Origin of the sequence: Bacillus salacetis, assembly GCF_003581585.1 — a bacterium.
GTDB classification, from domain to species: domain Bacteria; phylum Bacillota; class Bacilli; order Bacillales; family Bacillaceae_B; genus Rossellomorea; species Rossellomorea salacetis.
Genome location: NZ_QXIR01000032.1, coordinates 41,783 through 57,647, shown reverse-complemented (window position 1 = coordinate 57,647; position 15,865 = coordinate 41,783). Strand labels below are relative to the sequence as shown.

At 40.6% G+C, this 15,865-nt stretch carries 17 protein-coding genes; 12 read left to right on the top strand and 5 right to left on the bottom strand.

Features of this window, described 5'->3' with window-relative positions:
* Positions 1-228: 228 nt before the first annotated feature.
* Positions 229-693, bottom strand: coding sequence for a YkyB family protein (locus D3H55_RS18945; RefSeq protein WP_119548868.1), 465 nt, complete (start codon positions 691-693; stop codon positions 229-231).
* A gap of 249 nt (positions 694-942) precedes the next feature.
* Between D3H55_RS18945 and D3H55_RS18940 the strand changes: the two genes are divergently transcribed.
* The 6 genes from D3H55_RS18940 to D3H55_RS18915 all read left to right on the top strand — a co-directional run bounded on the left by D3H55_RS18940 (position 943) and on the right by D3H55_RS18915 (position 7,871).
* Entirely contained in the window at positions 943-2,475 is a 1,533-nt protein-coding gene (locus D3H55_RS18940; protein WP_119548867.1) for a Ppx/GppA phosphatase family protein, read from the top strand.
* A gap of 97 nt (positions 2,476-2,572) precedes the next feature.
* Positions 2,573-4,672, top strand: a complete 2,100-nt coding sequence (locus D3H55_RS18935; RefSeq protein ID WP_119548866.1) for an RNA degradosome polyphosphate kinase — start codon at positions 2,573-2,575, stop codon at positions 4,670-4,672.
* 143 nt (positions 4,673-4,815) lie between these two features.
* A complete protein-coding gene (locus D3H55_RS18930; protein ID WP_119548865.1) occupies positions 4,816-5,037 on the top strand; it encodes a hypothetical protein in 222 nt (73 codons plus the stop codon).
* 257 nt (positions 5,038-5,294) lie between these two features.
* Positions 5,295-6,053 carry a 2,4-dienoyl-CoA reductase gene (fadH, locus tag D3H55_RS18925; protein WP_119548864.1) on the top strand — a complete coding sequence of 253 codons (759 nt, stop codon included), beginning with the start codon at positions 5,295-5,297 and terminating at the stop codon, positions 6,051-6,053.
* A gap of 293 nt (positions 6,054-6,346) precedes the next feature.
* The gene (locus D3H55_RS18920) at positions 6,347-7,567 is read left to right on the top strand and encodes an EAL domain-containing protein (protein WP_119548863.1); all 1,221 of its coding nucleotides are present in this window, start codon (positions 6,347-6,349) and stop codon (positions 7,565-7,567) included.
* Positions 7,568-7,628: 61 nt separating this feature from the next.
* On the top strand, positions 7,629-7,871 hold the full coding sequence (locus D3H55_RS18915; RefSeq protein WP_168413173.1) for a hypothetical protein: 243 nt from the start codon (positions 7,629-7,631) through the stop codon (positions 7,869-7,871).
* Between the two features lie 29 nt (positions 7,872-7,900).
* On the opposite strand, the gene D3H55_RS24500 is transcribed toward D3H55_RS18915, so the two are convergent.
* Complete coding sequence (locus tag D3H55_RS24500) at positions 7,901-8,083, bottom strand: hypothetical protein (protein WP_119548862.1); 183 nt, start codon at positions 8,081-8,083, stop codon at positions 7,901-7,903.
* Positions 8,084-8,288: 205 nt separating this feature from the next.
* On the opposite strand from D3H55_RS24500, the gene D3H55_RS18905 reads away from it, so the two are divergent.
* Positions 8,289-8,930, top strand: coding sequence for a DUF3993 domain-containing protein (locus tag D3H55_RS18905; RefSeq protein WP_119548861.1), 642 nt, complete (start codon positions 8,289-8,291; stop codon positions 8,928-8,930).
* A gap of 10 nt (positions 8,931-8,940) precedes the next feature.
* Here the strand turns inward: D3H55_RS18905 and D3H55_RS18900 are convergent, their stop codons facing one another.
* Both D3H55_RS18900 and D3H55_RS18895 read right to left on the bottom strand, forming a co-directional pair.
* Positions 8,941-9,201 carry a glutaredoxin family protein gene (locus D3H55_RS18900; protein WP_119548860.1) on the bottom strand — a complete coding sequence of 87 codons (261 nt, stop codon included), beginning with the start codon at positions 9,199-9,201 and terminating at the stop codon, positions 8,941-8,943.
* Positions 9,202-9,203: 2 nt separating this feature from the next.
* Positions 9,204-10,151 carry an MBL fold metallo-hydrolase gene (locus D3H55_RS18895; protein WP_119548859.1) on the bottom strand — a complete coding sequence of 316 codons (948 nt, stop codon included), beginning with the start codon at positions 10,149-10,151 and terminating at the stop codon, positions 9,204-9,206.
* A gap of 289 nt (positions 10,152-10,440) precedes the next feature.
* Here D3H55_RS18895 and D3H55_RS18890 point away from each other — a divergent pair, with 289 nt between their 5' ends.
* The 3 genes from D3H55_RS18890 to D3H55_RS18875 all read left to right on the top strand — a co-directional run bounded on the left by D3H55_RS18890 (position 10,441) and on the right by D3H55_RS18875 (position 13,258).
* A complete protein-coding gene (locus D3H55_RS18890; protein ID WP_006836370.1) occupies positions 10,441-10,698 on the top strand; it encodes a YkuJ family protein in 258 nt (85 codons plus the stop codon).
* A 554-nt stretch (positions 10,699-11,252) separates the two neighbouring features.
* Complete coding sequence (gene cbpB / locus D3H55_RS18880; protein WP_119548857.1) at positions 11,253-11,693, top strand: cyclic-di-AMP-binding protein CbpB; 441 nt, start codon at positions 11,253-11,255, stop codon at positions 11,691-11,693.
* 68 nt (positions 11,694-11,761) lie between these two features.
* Positions 11,762-13,258 carry an MDR family MFS transporter gene (locus D3H55_RS18875; protein WP_119548856.1) on the top strand — a complete coding sequence of 499 codons (1,497 nt, stop codon included), beginning with the start codon at positions 11,762-11,764 and terminating at the stop codon, positions 13,256-13,258.
* 26 nt (positions 13,259-13,284) lie between these two features.
* On the opposite strand, the gene D3H55_RS18870 is transcribed toward D3H55_RS18875, so the two are convergent.
* A complete protein-coding gene (locus tag D3H55_RS18870; RefSeq protein ID WP_119548855.1) occupies positions 13,285-14,016 on the bottom strand; it encodes a sulfite exporter TauE/SafE family protein in 732 nt (243 codons plus the stop codon).
* A gap of 138 nt (positions 14,017-14,154) precedes the next feature.
* Between D3H55_RS18870 and ccpC the strand changes: the two genes are divergently transcribed.
* Positions 14,155-15,045, top strand: a complete 891-nt coding sequence (gene ccpC, locus D3H55_RS18865) for a transcriptional regulator CcpC (RefSeq protein WP_119548854.1) — start codon at positions 14,155-14,157, stop codon at positions 15,043-15,045.
* Positions 15,046-15,129: 84 nt separating this feature from the next.
* Positions 15,130-15,840, top strand: coding sequence for a 2,3,4,5-tetrahydropyridine-2,6-dicarboxylate N-acetyltransferase (gene dapD / locus D3H55_RS18860; RefSeq protein WP_119548853.1), 711 nt, complete (start codon positions 15,130-15,132; stop codon positions 15,838-15,840).
* Positions 15,841-15,865 lie beyond the last annotated feature (25 nt).

Below are 15,865 nucleotides of genomic sequence, written 5' to 3'. Positions count from 1 at the left end.
TATTTTAAGGATGTTTTCATAAGGCTGTCTTTGCATATATTGTTGCTTTCGGAAAAATCCCAGGTGCTGGATTTTTCCGCTGTATTCAAAGGTCTTACTCTCGAAAAAGAAGGAGCAGCTTAATATTGAATAGCAACAATGTTTACGTCAAGAGACTTTCATAAAGACTGTAATTTTCCTGAACACTGGAAAATTACAGTAAAGCTTTCGAATCGAAAATAACGAGGTCTAAAAACTGTCCCCCAGTTTTTTAAATACAGGCTTTTGGTAATTACGTCCATATGACCGATGGGAAGGTTCCTTCTTTTCTTTCATTCCCGTATATTTCTCAAGTATCAATTTGGCTTCATTAAGGCCCATTCTGCATTTCGGGTTTCTTACGGATTGATCGAGCGAGCCGAGATGCGGGAGCTTTTCAAAGTCGTCCCTGCCGGGAGGAATATGAAAAGTATACATTCCGCAATCAACCAAGACATCAGACTGCTGTTGGCTGAAGCGCGGATTGTTGGAAAAATGCAAGCCGACTTTTGTAGCTTTTCCTTCTTTTATCATCTTTTGAAGTGCTTGTTTTTTCAACGAATATAAATATTTTGGATTGGTAGCCGTTTTGGCGTGGCGGTTCACCGTGAAAACAGCTTGAGAGAGGTTTTTAATTGTAGCAGTTTGAGGGGCTGAATCTTGAGAATTTCTCAAATTTTTAACTCCTTCCTTATTATCGGAATATCTTTGATTCTATTATACCTTTTTTTTCTAGGTTTGGAAAGTTCCTAAATTACATTGCTATTCCCGCGTAACCATTAATTTAACCTTATCACGATTCCACAAAAACTTTAAGATTAAATTCTCCATAAAGCAGGTAAATATAATAAAGGAAGGTCTTGGCTTACAATAGCTCTACCCAAGGAAGATGATTAACCCATTACTTTGATTAGGATGATAATAATGTCTAATAAGAGTGCAATAATCGATATAGGATCTAATACTATAAGGCTTGTCATTTATGAGCATTACAAAAAAGGACGTTATAAAGAGATTGAAAACGTCAAGGCTGTGGCCCGGCTGAGGACATTCCTTGACGGGGACATGAAACTGGCTGCAGAAGGTATTGATAAACTAATGAATATCTTGAAAGGCTTTATGGAAGTCCTCGATTTTCATGAAATTCCAAATGTCAGATGTGTTGCGACGGCAACTATAAGGCAGGCAGAAAACAAGGAGGAAGTGCTGACTATAATCAAGAAGGAAACCGGTATGGACATCGAAATATTATCTGAAGAACAGGAGGCATATTATGGTTTCCTGGCAGTTATATCAACCACTCCTGCAGATACAGCTTTGACAATAGATATCGGAGGGGGAAGTACGGAAATAACTTATTTTGAAAATAGAAAACTGATACATTCCCACAGTTATCCATTTGGGGTGGTTTCCCTGAAACAAAGATTCATTCAGGGTGATTCAATTACAGAAGAAGAAAGGAGCACCCTGACAGACTTCCTCTTGAGTGAATTCTCCAGGCTGCCTTGGCTGAAGAACAGGAGGGTACCAATAATTGGTGTCGGGGGGAGTGCAAGGAACATTGCCCAGATAGACCAGCAGCAAAAAGATTATGAACTCTCAGGCGTCCACCAGTATGTTCTTTCAGGAACAGCCATATCATCAATACTGGAGCAGTTATTTCCACTTAGCTATAAAGAGATTGAAAAGGTTGAAGGTCTGTCAAAGGACAGGGCGGATATCATCCTCCCTGCGGCAGAGGTATTTAATCAGTTGTTCAGCTATACAGACGCTTGCTATTTCATGATCAGCCGAAAAGGTTTAAGGGATGGGCTGGTCATCGAAATGGCAAATGAAGAAAGCGGGGTGGAAATGTCCAGGGATTCTGTTATTAGGAGGAGTCTGGAAGAGCTATGCCATGAATTCGATATTAATGACCTTCACTCAAAACAAATGAAATTCCTGGCTTCAACATTGACAGGCAGTCTTTCCGACTTAGGATATTTGGATCTTACACATGAAGATTTCAAAATGCTCCAATACAGTGCAGCCTTATACTATCTTGGTGAGTACATTGATTCCGATTCAAGCAGCCAGCATACATTTTATATTTTGGCGAACCGGCCGGTCAATGGCTTCTTCCATAAAGAAAGAGTAATGCTGGCCTGCATTTCATCATTCAAGAACAAAACGGCTTTGAAGCAGTATATGCTGCCTTTTCTGGGCTGGTTTACAAAAGAGGAAATGCAAAAGGCGAGGGAAATGGGTGCTTTACTGAAATTGGCGTATAGTTTGAATGCAACAAAAAGAAATATTGTCCAAAGCATCGATATTGAGAGGAATGCAGACCGTCTTGATATTTCTGTGTATTGCAAAGGGGATTTCCTTGCCGAACAGTACCAGACAGAAAAACAAAAACGTCATTTGGAAAAAGCAATCAAAACAGACCTGGATATTAATTTTTCTAGAATAGATTGATTTACAAAAAAATTACTTTGGCTAAACAGTGAATGGGTTTGGTTTTGATAGGATTGAGAAGATATAGGAGTCCACAAAAGAGGGAGGGAGGAGTAACATGAGAACCGAGAAATTTGATTTCCATGAATATTACAATAACAGGGAGCTGAGCTGGCTTGCTTTCAATGAAAGAGTATTGGAAGAAGCATTTGATTATCAAAACCCTCTTCTTGAACGGATGAAGTTCCTGGCTATTTTCAGTTCCAATCTTGATGAATTTTTCATGGTCAGAGTAGCGGGGCTGAAGGATCAGGTGAAAGCAAACTATAACAAACCCGAAAACAAAGCAGGGTTGACGCCAATACAGCAATTAGAGGAAATTTCCATCAAAAATCATGAACTTGTCGCACTTCAGGATGACACGTTCAATAAGATGATTATTCCTCAATTGAATAAAGAGAATATTCATCTGCTGGATGTAAAAGATTTGAATGAGGAGCAGCACACCTTTCTGGAAATCTTTTTTGAGGAGCAGATTTTCCCAGTGTTGACACCAATGGCTGTCGATGCGTATCGTCCATTCCCCATGCTCTTGAATAAAAGCCTGAATTTGGTTGTGATCATGGATAATCCAGATCCTGTTGAAGATGAAGATAAAGAGAAAGTAGCACTTGTTCAAGTCCCTTCTGTATTGGACAGAGTGATTCCCGTGCCTTGCAGGGAAGGGAAAGAGATGTTCATACTCCTTGAAAATGTCATCATCCATTTTATCGATAAAGTCTTTAAAGGATATAATGTCAGTTCAGCCAGCGCTTTTCGAATTACAAGGAATGCTGATATGACCATACATGAGGAAGGTGCAAGGGATCTGCTCCTGGAGATTGAAAAGGAATTGAAGAAGAGAAAATGGGGAGCGGCTGTCCGCTTGGAGGTCCAAGAGGGGAGAATGAATGAAAAGGTTCTTGATTACCTCCTCAGAGAGCTTGAAATCCATGCCAAAGATGTTTATAAAGTAGAAGGTCCGCTTGACCTTACCTTTTTATTTGGTTTTATCAGCCATATAAAAAAGAAGCGGGAAAACTTAGCGTTTGAAGTATTCATACCTCAGCCTCCACGGGATCTCCAATCGGATGAAGATCTTTTTGAAAAAGCTTTTCATGAGGATCTGTTTTTTCATCATCCTTATGAATCCTTCGAGCCGATTGTCGACTTTGTTTCCGTTGCTGCGGACGATCCGCAAGTTCTGGCCATCAAACAGACATTATACAGGGTTAGTGGTGATTCCCCTGTCATTGAAGCGTTGAAGAGGGCAGCTGAAAATGGTAAGCAGGTAACTGTCCTTGTTGAGCTGAAGGCACGATTTGATGAAGAAAATAACGTCCAGTGGGCAAAGGAACTGGAAAAGGCAGGCTGCCATGTCATTTATGGAATGAATAACTTGAAAACGCATAGCAAAATCACTCTTGTCGTAAGAAAAACACACGGCAGGATTGATCGTTTCGTACATTTGGGAACCGGAAACTATAATGACCAGACTGCCAAGCTGTATACTGATATGGGAATCATAACATCTAAGAGGAAGTTTGGCATTGATGCAACCAATTTCTTTAATTACCTTAGCGGATATACAGAAAAGCCGGAGTTCCATCATTTGGTCGTTGCACCTTTTGATATAAGGGATGAGTTCATTAAGTTGATTGATCAGGAAATTGTATCACATGAGGTTTACGGGAATGGAAGGATCATTGCTAAAATGAACTCCTTGACAGATAAGGAGTTGATCAAGAAGATGTATGAAGCATCCTCGGCAGGGGTGAAAATCGACCTTATCATCCGGGGGATTTGCTGTCTCAGACCAGGCATCAAGGGTGTCAGTGAAAATATCCGGGTGATCAGCATTGTAGGAAGGTTTTTGGAGAACAGCCGTATTTATTATTTTCATCATAACGGAGAAGGGAAGCTGTATCTGTCTTCTGCTGATATGATGACAAGAAATATGGTGAAGCGGGTTGAAATCCTGTTTCCTATATACAAAGGAAGCATCAAAAAACGACTTTTGGATATTCTTGATCTTACATTGAAGGACAATATGAAAGCAAGAAAGCAGGATTCCAAAGGTAACTACCATTATGTGAAAAGGCAGGAAGGAGAACCGCCGATTAACAGCCAGATGGAACTCAAGAAAGAAGCCAATGAACATTTGATACTTGAAAATTAGAATTCCATACTCTAAACATGTACTATGCTTAACTGTCAGTCTGGAAATCTATAGGTTGACAAAGTGCAGTGGAATAATTTACTTTTATTGTAATGGTACATAGCATTGCTTGCCCAGAGTTTAACAGCAAAGGAGTATGTTTTATGACGAAACATGGACATATGGAAATGATCATCCTGCCAACGGATCAAGGAGAAGTCAAGGTTTTCGTTTACGGTTTTAAGCCATTGGGATCTTGGGGACAAGTAGTTGTACAATTAAATGACCTGACAGTCAATTCAAAAGGATATAATCGCAAAAAGACCATCATCCGGACATTGGCCCAGCTGCATCAGATGCTTGTTAATAATCAAGATCAATCCTGATTGCAGAGTGTTTACTTTTTGCCCCTGCCGGTTGATTCTCTTCCTGAACAAGGAGGGAATATCTCATCTTTAAATGGCATTGAAGCATAGTTAGTTCGTGAAAAGTTCAAGTTGAATATAGATAAACTAGCCGGCCGTGATTCAGTTCACGATCGGCTTTTTTTTGAGAGAAGTGTTTTCTTTATTGGTTAATTGTTATATAATTCTGACATAAAGATAATGAGTGATTATTCATTCATTTAATGGAGGCGAAATAGTTGAAAACTGTGATTGTAACTGGTGGATCAAATGGTATGGGAAAGTACATGGCTGAATATTTTTTAGGAAAAGAATGGAATGTGGTTGTAACTGGACGAGATCTTGAACGGCTGAAGGGGGTGAAAGATGAGTTTTCATCACTTCCTGGGAACCTGGACATATTTCAAATGGATGTGCGTGAACCGGAACATGCAGAAAGAATGATTGCATTCACAGCAGAGAAATTCGGAGGCGTGGACACTTTAATCAATAATGCGGCAGGAAATTTCATTGTCCCAGCCGAAAAACTTTCTCCAAATGGCTGGAAGTCGGTTATAGATATTGTATTGAATGGCACTTTTTTTTGTTCCCATGCAGCTGTGAATCACTGGATAAAGACAGGAACCAAAGGGAATATCATTAACATGGTGGCTACATATGCGTGGAACGCCGGTGCAGGTGTTGCCCATTCAGCAGCAGCGAAAGCTGGGGTCCTGTCACTCACAAGAACATTAGCTGTTGAATGGGGCCATAAATATGGCATCAGGACAAATGCAATCGCTCCAGGACCGATAGAAAGGACAGGAGGAGCGGAGAAACTGTGGGAATCGGAAGAGGCTGCCACAAGAACAATCGACAGTGTGCCCTTGAAACGGCTGGGTACACCTGAAGAAATTGCAGGCCTTGCCGGCTTCCTGGCATCAGAACAAGCTGCCTATATCAACGGTGAGTGCATAACGATGGACGGCGGCCAATGGCTGAATCGTTTTCCGTTTTAATAGAATCTTTTCGTAGACATTGTTGCTATTTAATATAAATTTCAATTAACATCCTGGTTAATAGCCGTTAAAACCCCGTTAAGCAGGAAAGAAAAGAGCTGCTATTTCTTTTTAGAAAGTAAAACCCCGAAAGCACTTATATATGCGAAAACAGCCTTTTAATAAAAGGATTCTCCTTTCCGGCCTGGAATCTCAGGCTGATTTTTTTTGTTTCTTTTACAGAAAATTCACCTCTAATTTACGCAGGGATATGATATACTCAGGTAATATTTAATCATTGGGAAGTGGTTATTATGGATCCATTGGAAATCATGTCGAATGTAGAACGGGCTTTTCCTTATTTTCAACCTGTGTTCAGCGCCGATGAACATACAATCATGGGTTATGAAATACTGGGAAGGTACGAGGGTGAAAACGGGGTTATCAGTTTGGGGCCATTCTTTCTGGACGAGGAAATACCAGATGAATTCCGTCTTGAAGTAGACAATTACATATTGTCAAAAGCACTAGAAATGTCCCTGGACCATAATATTACTGCATGGTTTTTTATCAATAGGGATGCAAACCTTCTGATGATGGACGAAGGAGAGTCATTGCTTGAATTATTATTGCGTTTCTGTGAAAAAGGATTAAAGATGAATCAGGTCGTCCTCGAAATTTCTGAAAAGCACTTTAAAGGTGACTTTGAACAATTATTTCATCTTATCCAATACTATAAGACCTATGGCATCAAGATTGCCATCGATAACATAGGCGGTGACAGTGATCAATGGGAAAGGCTGGCTAAGGTCAGTCCTGACATTTTAAAGGTGGATCTGCAGCATCTGCGTATAGAAGCAGGAAATACAACCTTCCACAACATTTTATACAGCCTTTCAATGCTGGCGAGGAAAATTGGCTCCACCCTCCTATTCGAAAATATTGAAGTGGATTACCAGCTTCACTTTGCATGGAAAAATGGCGGAAGATATTATCAAGGATTCTATCTTCATAAGCCTTCACGTGATTTTTTGGGGAGAGACATTCTCAAGGAAAAATTAAAGACCAAATGCCGGAATTATATAGAACATGAAAAAAGACATTTAAAAGCGGTGTATACTCTTACACAACAGCTTCAAAGGGAAATCAATGAGCAGATAAATGATTTAAGGAAGCACTCAGATAGTTTAGACAGCCTGCTTATCAGCCTTGCAAAGAATGTAGAAGAAAAATTTTTCCGGCTGTATATCTGTGACGAAAATGGGTTCCAGTTGACGGATAACCTTGTCAGGAAAAAGTATCAATGGGAAGTATTTCCGGATTTTAAAGGGAAGAACTGGAGCTGGCGTCCCTACTTCCTGGAGAATATCATAAGGATGCAGAATAAGAATTCAGGGCTTTTATCCGATTCATACAGTGATATCGAAACAGGAGAGACCATCAGGACATTTTCCTACCCAATGGGGGGAAATCAATATTTATTCATGGATTTATCCTATGAATTCCTGTACGAACAGGACGGGATTCTGTACTAAGGAAGGAATAGGAATATCTGTATCGGGCAACTTAACCTTAAAAGCTTTAAGGGGTGTTGTAATGAGCAGCTTTGTTTTAATCCTTTTATTGATTGCCGCTGGTGTATTGGCAGCGTCATTGCTTTATACCTTCAAAGTGGCACGGCAGCAAAAAGCTTTGAAGAATGAGTTGGACACTGAAATACCAGAAAAGGTGCAGGATCACCCATATTCCAGGAATCCGATTTTCCTTACCTACTTAATCGCGGCCGTCCTTGTTATATTATTCATCATTTATAAAGCAATTGATTTATATGCGTCATAAAGAAGGTCCAATAGTATTGGATAAGAAATTCAAAATAGTATGATCTGGATCGAGGACGGAATCAAAATGGTTCCGTCCTTTTTATGTTGTTCCTCAGGAATTCCGTCTATGGCAGAATGATGCAGCAAATAGTATAAAAGTATTTCCCTATTATCTCTTGCTGCCAACAGCAGAGCAGAAACACGGTATTGCAGGAGGTCAAAATATGACATTGGGTTAATGCTTGACTTTTTAAAATGGTAATTTATTCTTTTGATCATTTTATGTTTTACAAATAACCATATAAGGGAACAGATTTAATGAAAATAATAAATGATTATGTCTGCTTTTGTTGGTTAAATACGAACGGTTTACATACTATCGACAAGCAAGGATTGCTACAATGGAAAAGAAATCCAAAAAGGGGAGAAGACTCGAATGAAGACTAAGATGAAGAAGGTAACCGTATTAATGATTGCAGCTGTCTTTTTTGTACTAAACATGCAACCGGCTGGCGCCTTGGACAAGGGGTCATTGCTCGACAGAGTACAGACAGCATTTGATAAACAGGTTTCTTTGAGCGAAAAGCCCAGGACAATGGAAGAGATTAATGCTATTTTAGATTCTCATTTTACTGACCAGTTTAAAGAAAAATTTGTTCTTGAAAATGTCATCGAAACGGAAGAAGGGTTTCAAACATTTGGATCTGATTTTGCGCCATTCTACATTCCAAACTTTTCTTACAGTGACGAAACCAAGGCAGTCAAAAAGGGAGATTCAGTATTTCTTATTGAATACTTCAGGTACGAGGAAGGGCCAGTATATTTTGAGGATGGCTATCAAGGTGTAAAATTAACAAATGTAGATGGTGTTTTGAAGATTGAGGATATTTTATATACTATGCCTGAAGAGCTCAAGAATGAATTGAATGTGGAGGATACGTCATCTGTCTCGGATATGAAATCCGAGACGGATGAGAAAAAGACAGCTCCGCTTTCAGCTCAATATATGAATAAACAGTATCATATATTCAGCGGATACTTTCTTGATAATGAACAAGTGGATTTAAATCTGATATAAATTTTTGACACTAATAGGTGTCTTTTTTTTTGCTTGATTCTATAACTTCCAGTAATTTTCCAATATCACTGCTGTATAAAACCTGGTCTCCGATAAGTACCACAGGCGTTGACATGGCTTTATATTTCTCAATTAGTTCTTTTCTGGCAGCAGGGTCCTTCTTTATATCTTTCTCAATAAAAGATAAAGATTGGCTGCTCAGCAGTTCCTTCACAAACGAACATGGGGGGCAGCCAGGCTGAGAATATACGATGATGCTTTGTTCCTTCATTTTTACACTTCCTTTTTTGCTCTGTTCCTCGTCATATAATCGATCAATCCCATTGCCGAAACTCTCATATCCAAATCCAGCAGCTGGAGAAATTCTTCATTTTCATTCAACAGTGTATTTGATTGCAGCACTGCTTTTTTTAATGAGCTGGTCAGTGCGGGGAGCTGGCTTTCGGGTTCACATTGCCTTGATACCTCGAGAGCAGTATCCATGAATATTTTGATCCATTTGCTTACATCTGTCAAAACTTTTGCAGGCTCTTCGGAGATGCCGAAATGACCAAAATAAATTCTTTCCAAGGATAAACTGCCTAATAAGTCAAGGGACTGAATCATTGCTTCCGGGTCGAACTGATTTGGTGAAGTGGAAGGCAGATATAACGATTGGCCACCCAGTGTGTAACCGTAATTGACCCCTGCCGTGTCACCTGAGAAGACACCTTTGGACCTCTCGTCATAGATACTGAAGTGGTGCCGGGAATGTCCTGGTGTATCGTAAAAGGTTAAAGTGGAATCAGCTCCAATTTGTAACTTTGCATTATGTTTCTTAATGATGATCCTGTTTTGAGGGACGGGGACGATGGGGTGGAACAGCCTGTCGAAATCCTTGCCATACACCTGTCTGGCGCCTGCTTCAAGCCGCTCCGGATTGACCAGGTGCCCTGCCCCTTTCTCGTGTACTATTATTGCAGCATTCGGGCACTTTTCCAAAAGCAGGCCTGCTCCTCCTGCATGGTCAAGGTGAATATGTGTAACGACAATATTCTTTATCTGCTCCAAAGAAATGTCCAGGTCTTCCAGTCCTTTTAAAAGATGAGGGACGGACGGGCTGGCCGAAGTGTCAACAATGGTGAGATCGTCTTCTTTTATGACATATGCCCCAGTTCTGCAGGGGACGTTCATATCGAATAAATCAATTATGGATATTCTGTCAGCACGATTGAAAATCATCCGCTAGCCTCCTTTATCTGAAAGGCAGGATACATCCTGGCTTTCCTGATGCCTTCCACTGTAATTAATAATATTCATTATATACCACATGAAATAAAAACCAAAAAATTCTGTTTTTTGCTTGAGAAGGGAAAGTGGTGGTGTTATGGTTAAAGGTGTGATAGAGTTGAATGTGTTTTCAGCTAAATTCCTTTAGATGAATACAGGTATTCGTCTCATCTGAAAGGATAGAAAAACAGCATAATGCGAAAGATAAGAAAGAATGAAGTGATGAAAGGAGAGACGGTCAATGTCTCAGCTTCTGGGGATCATTCAGCGTTTAAAATCATTGCAGGATGGTACAGATACAGGTGAAACTCAACAGCGATTTTTTGAAGTGAATGGAAAGAAATTATGTCAGGTTAAGTATTTTTCTAATACAGATACATTTGAATTAGAAGTATACACTGATGATAAGAAAGCCAACAAATATCCGTTTGACGATATTGATATTACGGCAATTGAAATCTTTGAACTCCTTCAGGAAGAAAAAGAAAATTCACAGTAACCAGGTCTGTCCGCCTATTGGAGGACAAGCCATATAAAGGCAAAAGAGAAAGTGATTACTTCAATGTAATTGCTTTCTCTTTTTATTTGGCTCTTTTTGTAAACTTTGTTGCTATTCAATATAGATTTCAACTAATATCCTGGTATATCGTCGTAAAATCCCCCGGTGAGAAGGAAAGAAAAGAGCTGCTCGTTCTTTTTCGGGAGTTAACCCTTTATATACAGGGGAAAAATTCGGCACCTGGGATTTTTCCGAAAGCAACAATATATGCGAAAACAACCTTTTATTTACTCTCTTGAATATGCTTCAGCAATAATTTCTCTATCCCTGTTACAGGATTCACTTGGAAATGAAGGGGTATCATCGGCATACCTTATTAGAAAAATCAGCCTCCTGTAAACCAGATCCTGCTTACAATCTTTGATAGGACAAAAAAGGTAAGCGGTTTCTATATTCCCACTACTTAGATGAAAGTGTGTTACAATATAGTCGGTCTCAATTATTATTTAAGCTGTCCTGGACGGCTTTTATTTTCTAGAGTGAGGGGTTTTAAAATGTTTTCTTTACATAGCAAGGCTTTTTTAGAAGCAAATATTGCAGACTTTATCATCCCGTCAGAAAAGGTAGCACATGTGCAAAGAGCCAATACTTTGGAGCATGCGCTCCTTGTCTTAACGAAAAGCGGATATTCATCCATCCCTGTGCTGGATCCACAGTTTCGCCTGCAGGGATTGATCAGTTCCAGCATGATTACTGATTCAATCCTGGGGCTTGAGCAGATTGAATTTGATCAATTGGATAAAAAGAAGGTCGAGGAAGTCATGGATACCGGATTCCCGACAATTTCCCTTCAGACCCAATTCAAGAAAGCCCTGAAGCTTTTGATCGATCATCCATTTTTATGTGTAGTGGACGATGAAGGACTTTTCGAAGGGATCATGACCAGAAGAGTCATACTTAAACAACTTAATCAAAATTTACATAGTGCTGAATGATTTAATGGCTCCCTTGAAGGGAGCTTTTGTTTCTTAATGCGTAAAATAATCTGAAGAGGAGAATCGAAATGAAAAATTCAGATGCCGGCCAGATTGGACAAGCTCCGAAAAGGACAAAGCGGGCGTACGTGCTGGCTTCAGTGATGCTGGCCATGTTCATGGGTGCTATCGAGGCGACCATTGTATCGACAGCCATGCCCGCCATCGTTGGGGATCTTGGAGGGTTCTCATTATACAGCTGGGTGTTTTCTGCTTATTTACTAATGAATGCTGTAACGGTCTTGATATATGGAAAACTTTCAGATCTTTTTGGGAGAAAACCGATCATTATATTTGGAATAATTGTATTCATGGCCGGTTCCATTCTTTGCGGGTTTTCGGATTCTATGGAGCAATTGATAATATTCAGGCTGATCCAGGGATTTGGTGCAGGCGCAGTCCTGCCAATTGCAACTACGATTGTTGGGGATATCTATACCAAAGAAGAGAGGGCCAAAATACAGGGATATCTGTCATCAGTCTGGGGGATATCGGCAATCAGCGGCCCGGCTATCGGAGGTATTCTTGTTGAATATGTAAGCTGGCACTATGTTTTTTGGATCAATATCCCACTCGGTGTATTATCCATCGCAGGCCTTTGGATATTCCTTCATGAAGACGTAAAGAAGGAGAAGCATAAGATTGATTTTCCCGGGGCTGTTTTGCTTACCATCTCCATTTCAACCCTAATGTTCATCTTAGTGGAGGGAGGGGTCCATATCCCTTGGAATTCTCCTTTGGCACTTGGTTTAATGGCAGCGGCTGTCGTTTTCTTTGCCCTGTTTGTTTTTCAGGAAAGAAAAGCTCCCGAACCTATGATGCCTTTTGGTATCTGGAAGGAACGGTCAATATTCATAGCGAATATCGTTTCGTTGACCACTGGTGTGATGCTGATTGGCATCTCGAGTTTTCTTCCTGCGTTTGTTCAGGGTGTAATGGAGAGAAGTCCAACAGTTGCAGGGTTCACACTGACTACCATGTCAATAGGCTGGCCTATTGCAGCAACGATTGCTGGAAGATTGCTATTAAAGATAGGTTATTATAAAACATCTCTTATCGGTGGGATATCTTTGATCATCGGAAGCGTCTTTTTTGTTACCATGGGAGCTGATTCAGGTCCTGTTTGGGCTGCTGCAGGTTCATTCTTCGTTGGTGCCGGGATGGGACTGACATCGACATCGTTCATCGTTTCCATTCAGAGTACTGTTGAGTGGAAGCAGAGAGGGATTGCCACCGCGGCAAATATGTTCATGAGAAACCTTGGCAGCACTTTGGGGGCTGCGCTGCTTGGGGGCATCCTCAATAGTTCAATAAAACAGTATTTGGAGAATAAAGATAATGCCAAAGCGGAAATTGATGTTGTCAATATGCTGCTCAATGAAGAGAAGAGGTCGGCACTGAGTGCACCATTAAGGGAAACCCTTCAATCCGGCCTGACATTTTCCCTTCATTGGGTATATTCAGGAGTCCTCTTTTTCGCTGTTCTCAGCCTTGCATTAATCTTGTTCCTTCCAAGAAAAACGTAAAGAATCCTCCATCAAAGGCGGATTCTTTACATGATCAATGTATGCAGTATCTGAATGATGAGGATAAGGGTCATTGTATTCAAAATGGCCCTTGCCGTCCTTAATGGAACCTTGTCAGCAAATCTTACTGCTGTTTGTGCCCCTGCAATGCTCCCAAGACAAAACGCAATGCCTGCCTGCCAAATGAAATGGCCATTGAAAAGGTATGCCAGAAAAGCAGCCGAACAAGAAACAAACGTTTGAAACCTCGTGAAAGCAATTGCCCTGATATAGGAAACCCCTTTATTAATGAACGTATGCATCAACAGCGTTGCCTGACCGGGACCGAACATCCCGTCATAAAATCCGATGGCAGCCAAGAAAGGGCCAGTTCTTTTCATGCTTGCAGATTGATGTTCATTAGTGCTTTCAGGTTTTTTTAGGAAACCAATAAAAAATGCTGCAATCAATAAACACACTGCGATAATCTCCATTGCAGTCTTGGTAAGAAGACCTGCTGTAAGTCCTCCTGCTAATCCTCCTCCAAAGGCGAAGGGCAGAATCGACAATGCTTCCTGCCAATGTACCTTTCTTTTCCTTAATAGATAAAAAAAACTGGAAAAGGAACTCAAAGTGTTTGAGAATTTACTTGTAGCAATAGCTGAGTGTACTGGAAGGCCTGCCAGCAGCATGACTGGCATCCCGATGAGTCCTCCGCTTCCGGCAATGGTACCAATCATTGATGTAAAGAAACCGGTTATCAAAAGTATAAAAAACACGTCTATCACCCCGATGCCTATTTTTAGCTTGCATAATGCCTCTCATCAAGAGTTTATGGCAATTGAAGTCATAATGAAATTAGATTAAAATGAATATATACCATAAGAAAAACTTATTGAAAGGATGTGTAAGAAGTCATGGCTTTTTCAGAGTATCAATTAATGTCTGTCCTTGCTCAGGAAATGAATATGCGAAAGGCCGCAGAAAGACTGTTTGTGTCCCAGCCCGCATTATCGCAGCGGCTTCAGAATATTGAAAAGGAATGGGGGACCAAACTGTTCATTCGATCACAGAAAGGGTTATCTCTTACTCCAGCGGGGGAGCTTGTTGTGAAGCTTTCTCAGGAAATGCTGCAGAAAGAAGAAAAAGTGAAGGAAGAAATCCAAGCAATGCAGTCTAAAGTCCATGGGACACTTAAGATTGCCTGTGCTTCAATAGTAGGGCAGAATTGGCTTCCTCAGGTGTTGAAAAAGTTCGTGGACACTTATCCACACGCAAAGATATCATTGATTACCGGCTGGAGCAGCGAAATTCTTGAGGCGCTATATGAAGATGAAGTGCATATCGGGATCATCAGGGGAACAGCTGACTGGAAGGGCCCTAAATACCATTTGTTCACGGACCGCCTGTACTTAGTGGACAGAGAAATACAGAATGTCGAAGAAGTCCTCAAGACAGACCGCCCATTCATTCAATTCAAGAGTGATTCAAACTATTATCAGGAAATTCAGGACTGGTGGCACCGGCAGTTTCAATCGGTTCCCAAAAGGACAATTGTCGTGGATCAAATCGAGACTTGCAAACAAATGACATTCAATGGTATTGGCTATGCAATCCTTCCTGCGATTACACTGAATAGTGTAGAGGAAAACCTTTATAAAATTCCGTTGATGGATGAAAAGAAAGGATCGATTCATCGTGATACCTGGCTGCTGGGATATGATTCTGCATTTCAATTGAAACAGGTAAAAGCCTTTGTAGAGATTGTAGAGGAATTCCTTGAAGAAAACAGCACTTCAATTTTGTAGCGGATTCTTGTCTTTTGTCCTTTAATTTGTTAAAGTATTAACTAGATTTCTGAATATATACATATTTTTCAGGGGGTTAAACAAATGAAACAAATGGATGCAAATGAGATTATCTCTTTTATTCAAAATAGTACGAAATCTACTCCGGTAAAGGTTTATGTAAAAGGAAACCTCTCCGGTATCGATTTTGGCGGAAATGCAAAAAGCTTCATAAATGGCGAATCCGGAGTCGTATTCGGTGAATGGGCTGAAATTTCCCAGGCACTTGAGGTCAACAAAGATAATATAGAAGATTTCGTAGTGGAAAATGACAGGCGTAATTCGGCAATTCCATTGCTTGATACGAAAGGCATAAAAGCACGTATTGAACCTGGTGCGATAATCCGCGATCAAGTGGAAATCGGTGATAATGCCGTCATCATGATGGGTGCATCAATCAACATCGGATCTGTCATCGGTGAAGGGACGATGATTGATATGAATGTCGTACTTGGCGGGCGTGCCACTGTAGGAAAGAACTGCCATATCGGAGCGGGGGCTGTTCTTGCAGGAGTTATCGAGCCTCCATCCGCTAAACCCGTTGTGGTTGAAGACGAAGTGGTGGTTGGTGCCAACGCTGTGGTACTTGAGGGAGTGACAGTCGGAAAAGGAGCAGTTGTTGCTGCAGGCGCGATTGTAGTCGAAGATGTACCTCCTTATACTGTAGTCGCAGGAACACCTGCAAAAGTCATCAAAGAGATTGATGAAAAAACAAAGTCCAAGACAGAAATCAAACAAGAACTTAGACAACTGTAATAGCACCAGTGGAAAAAGGATTGAT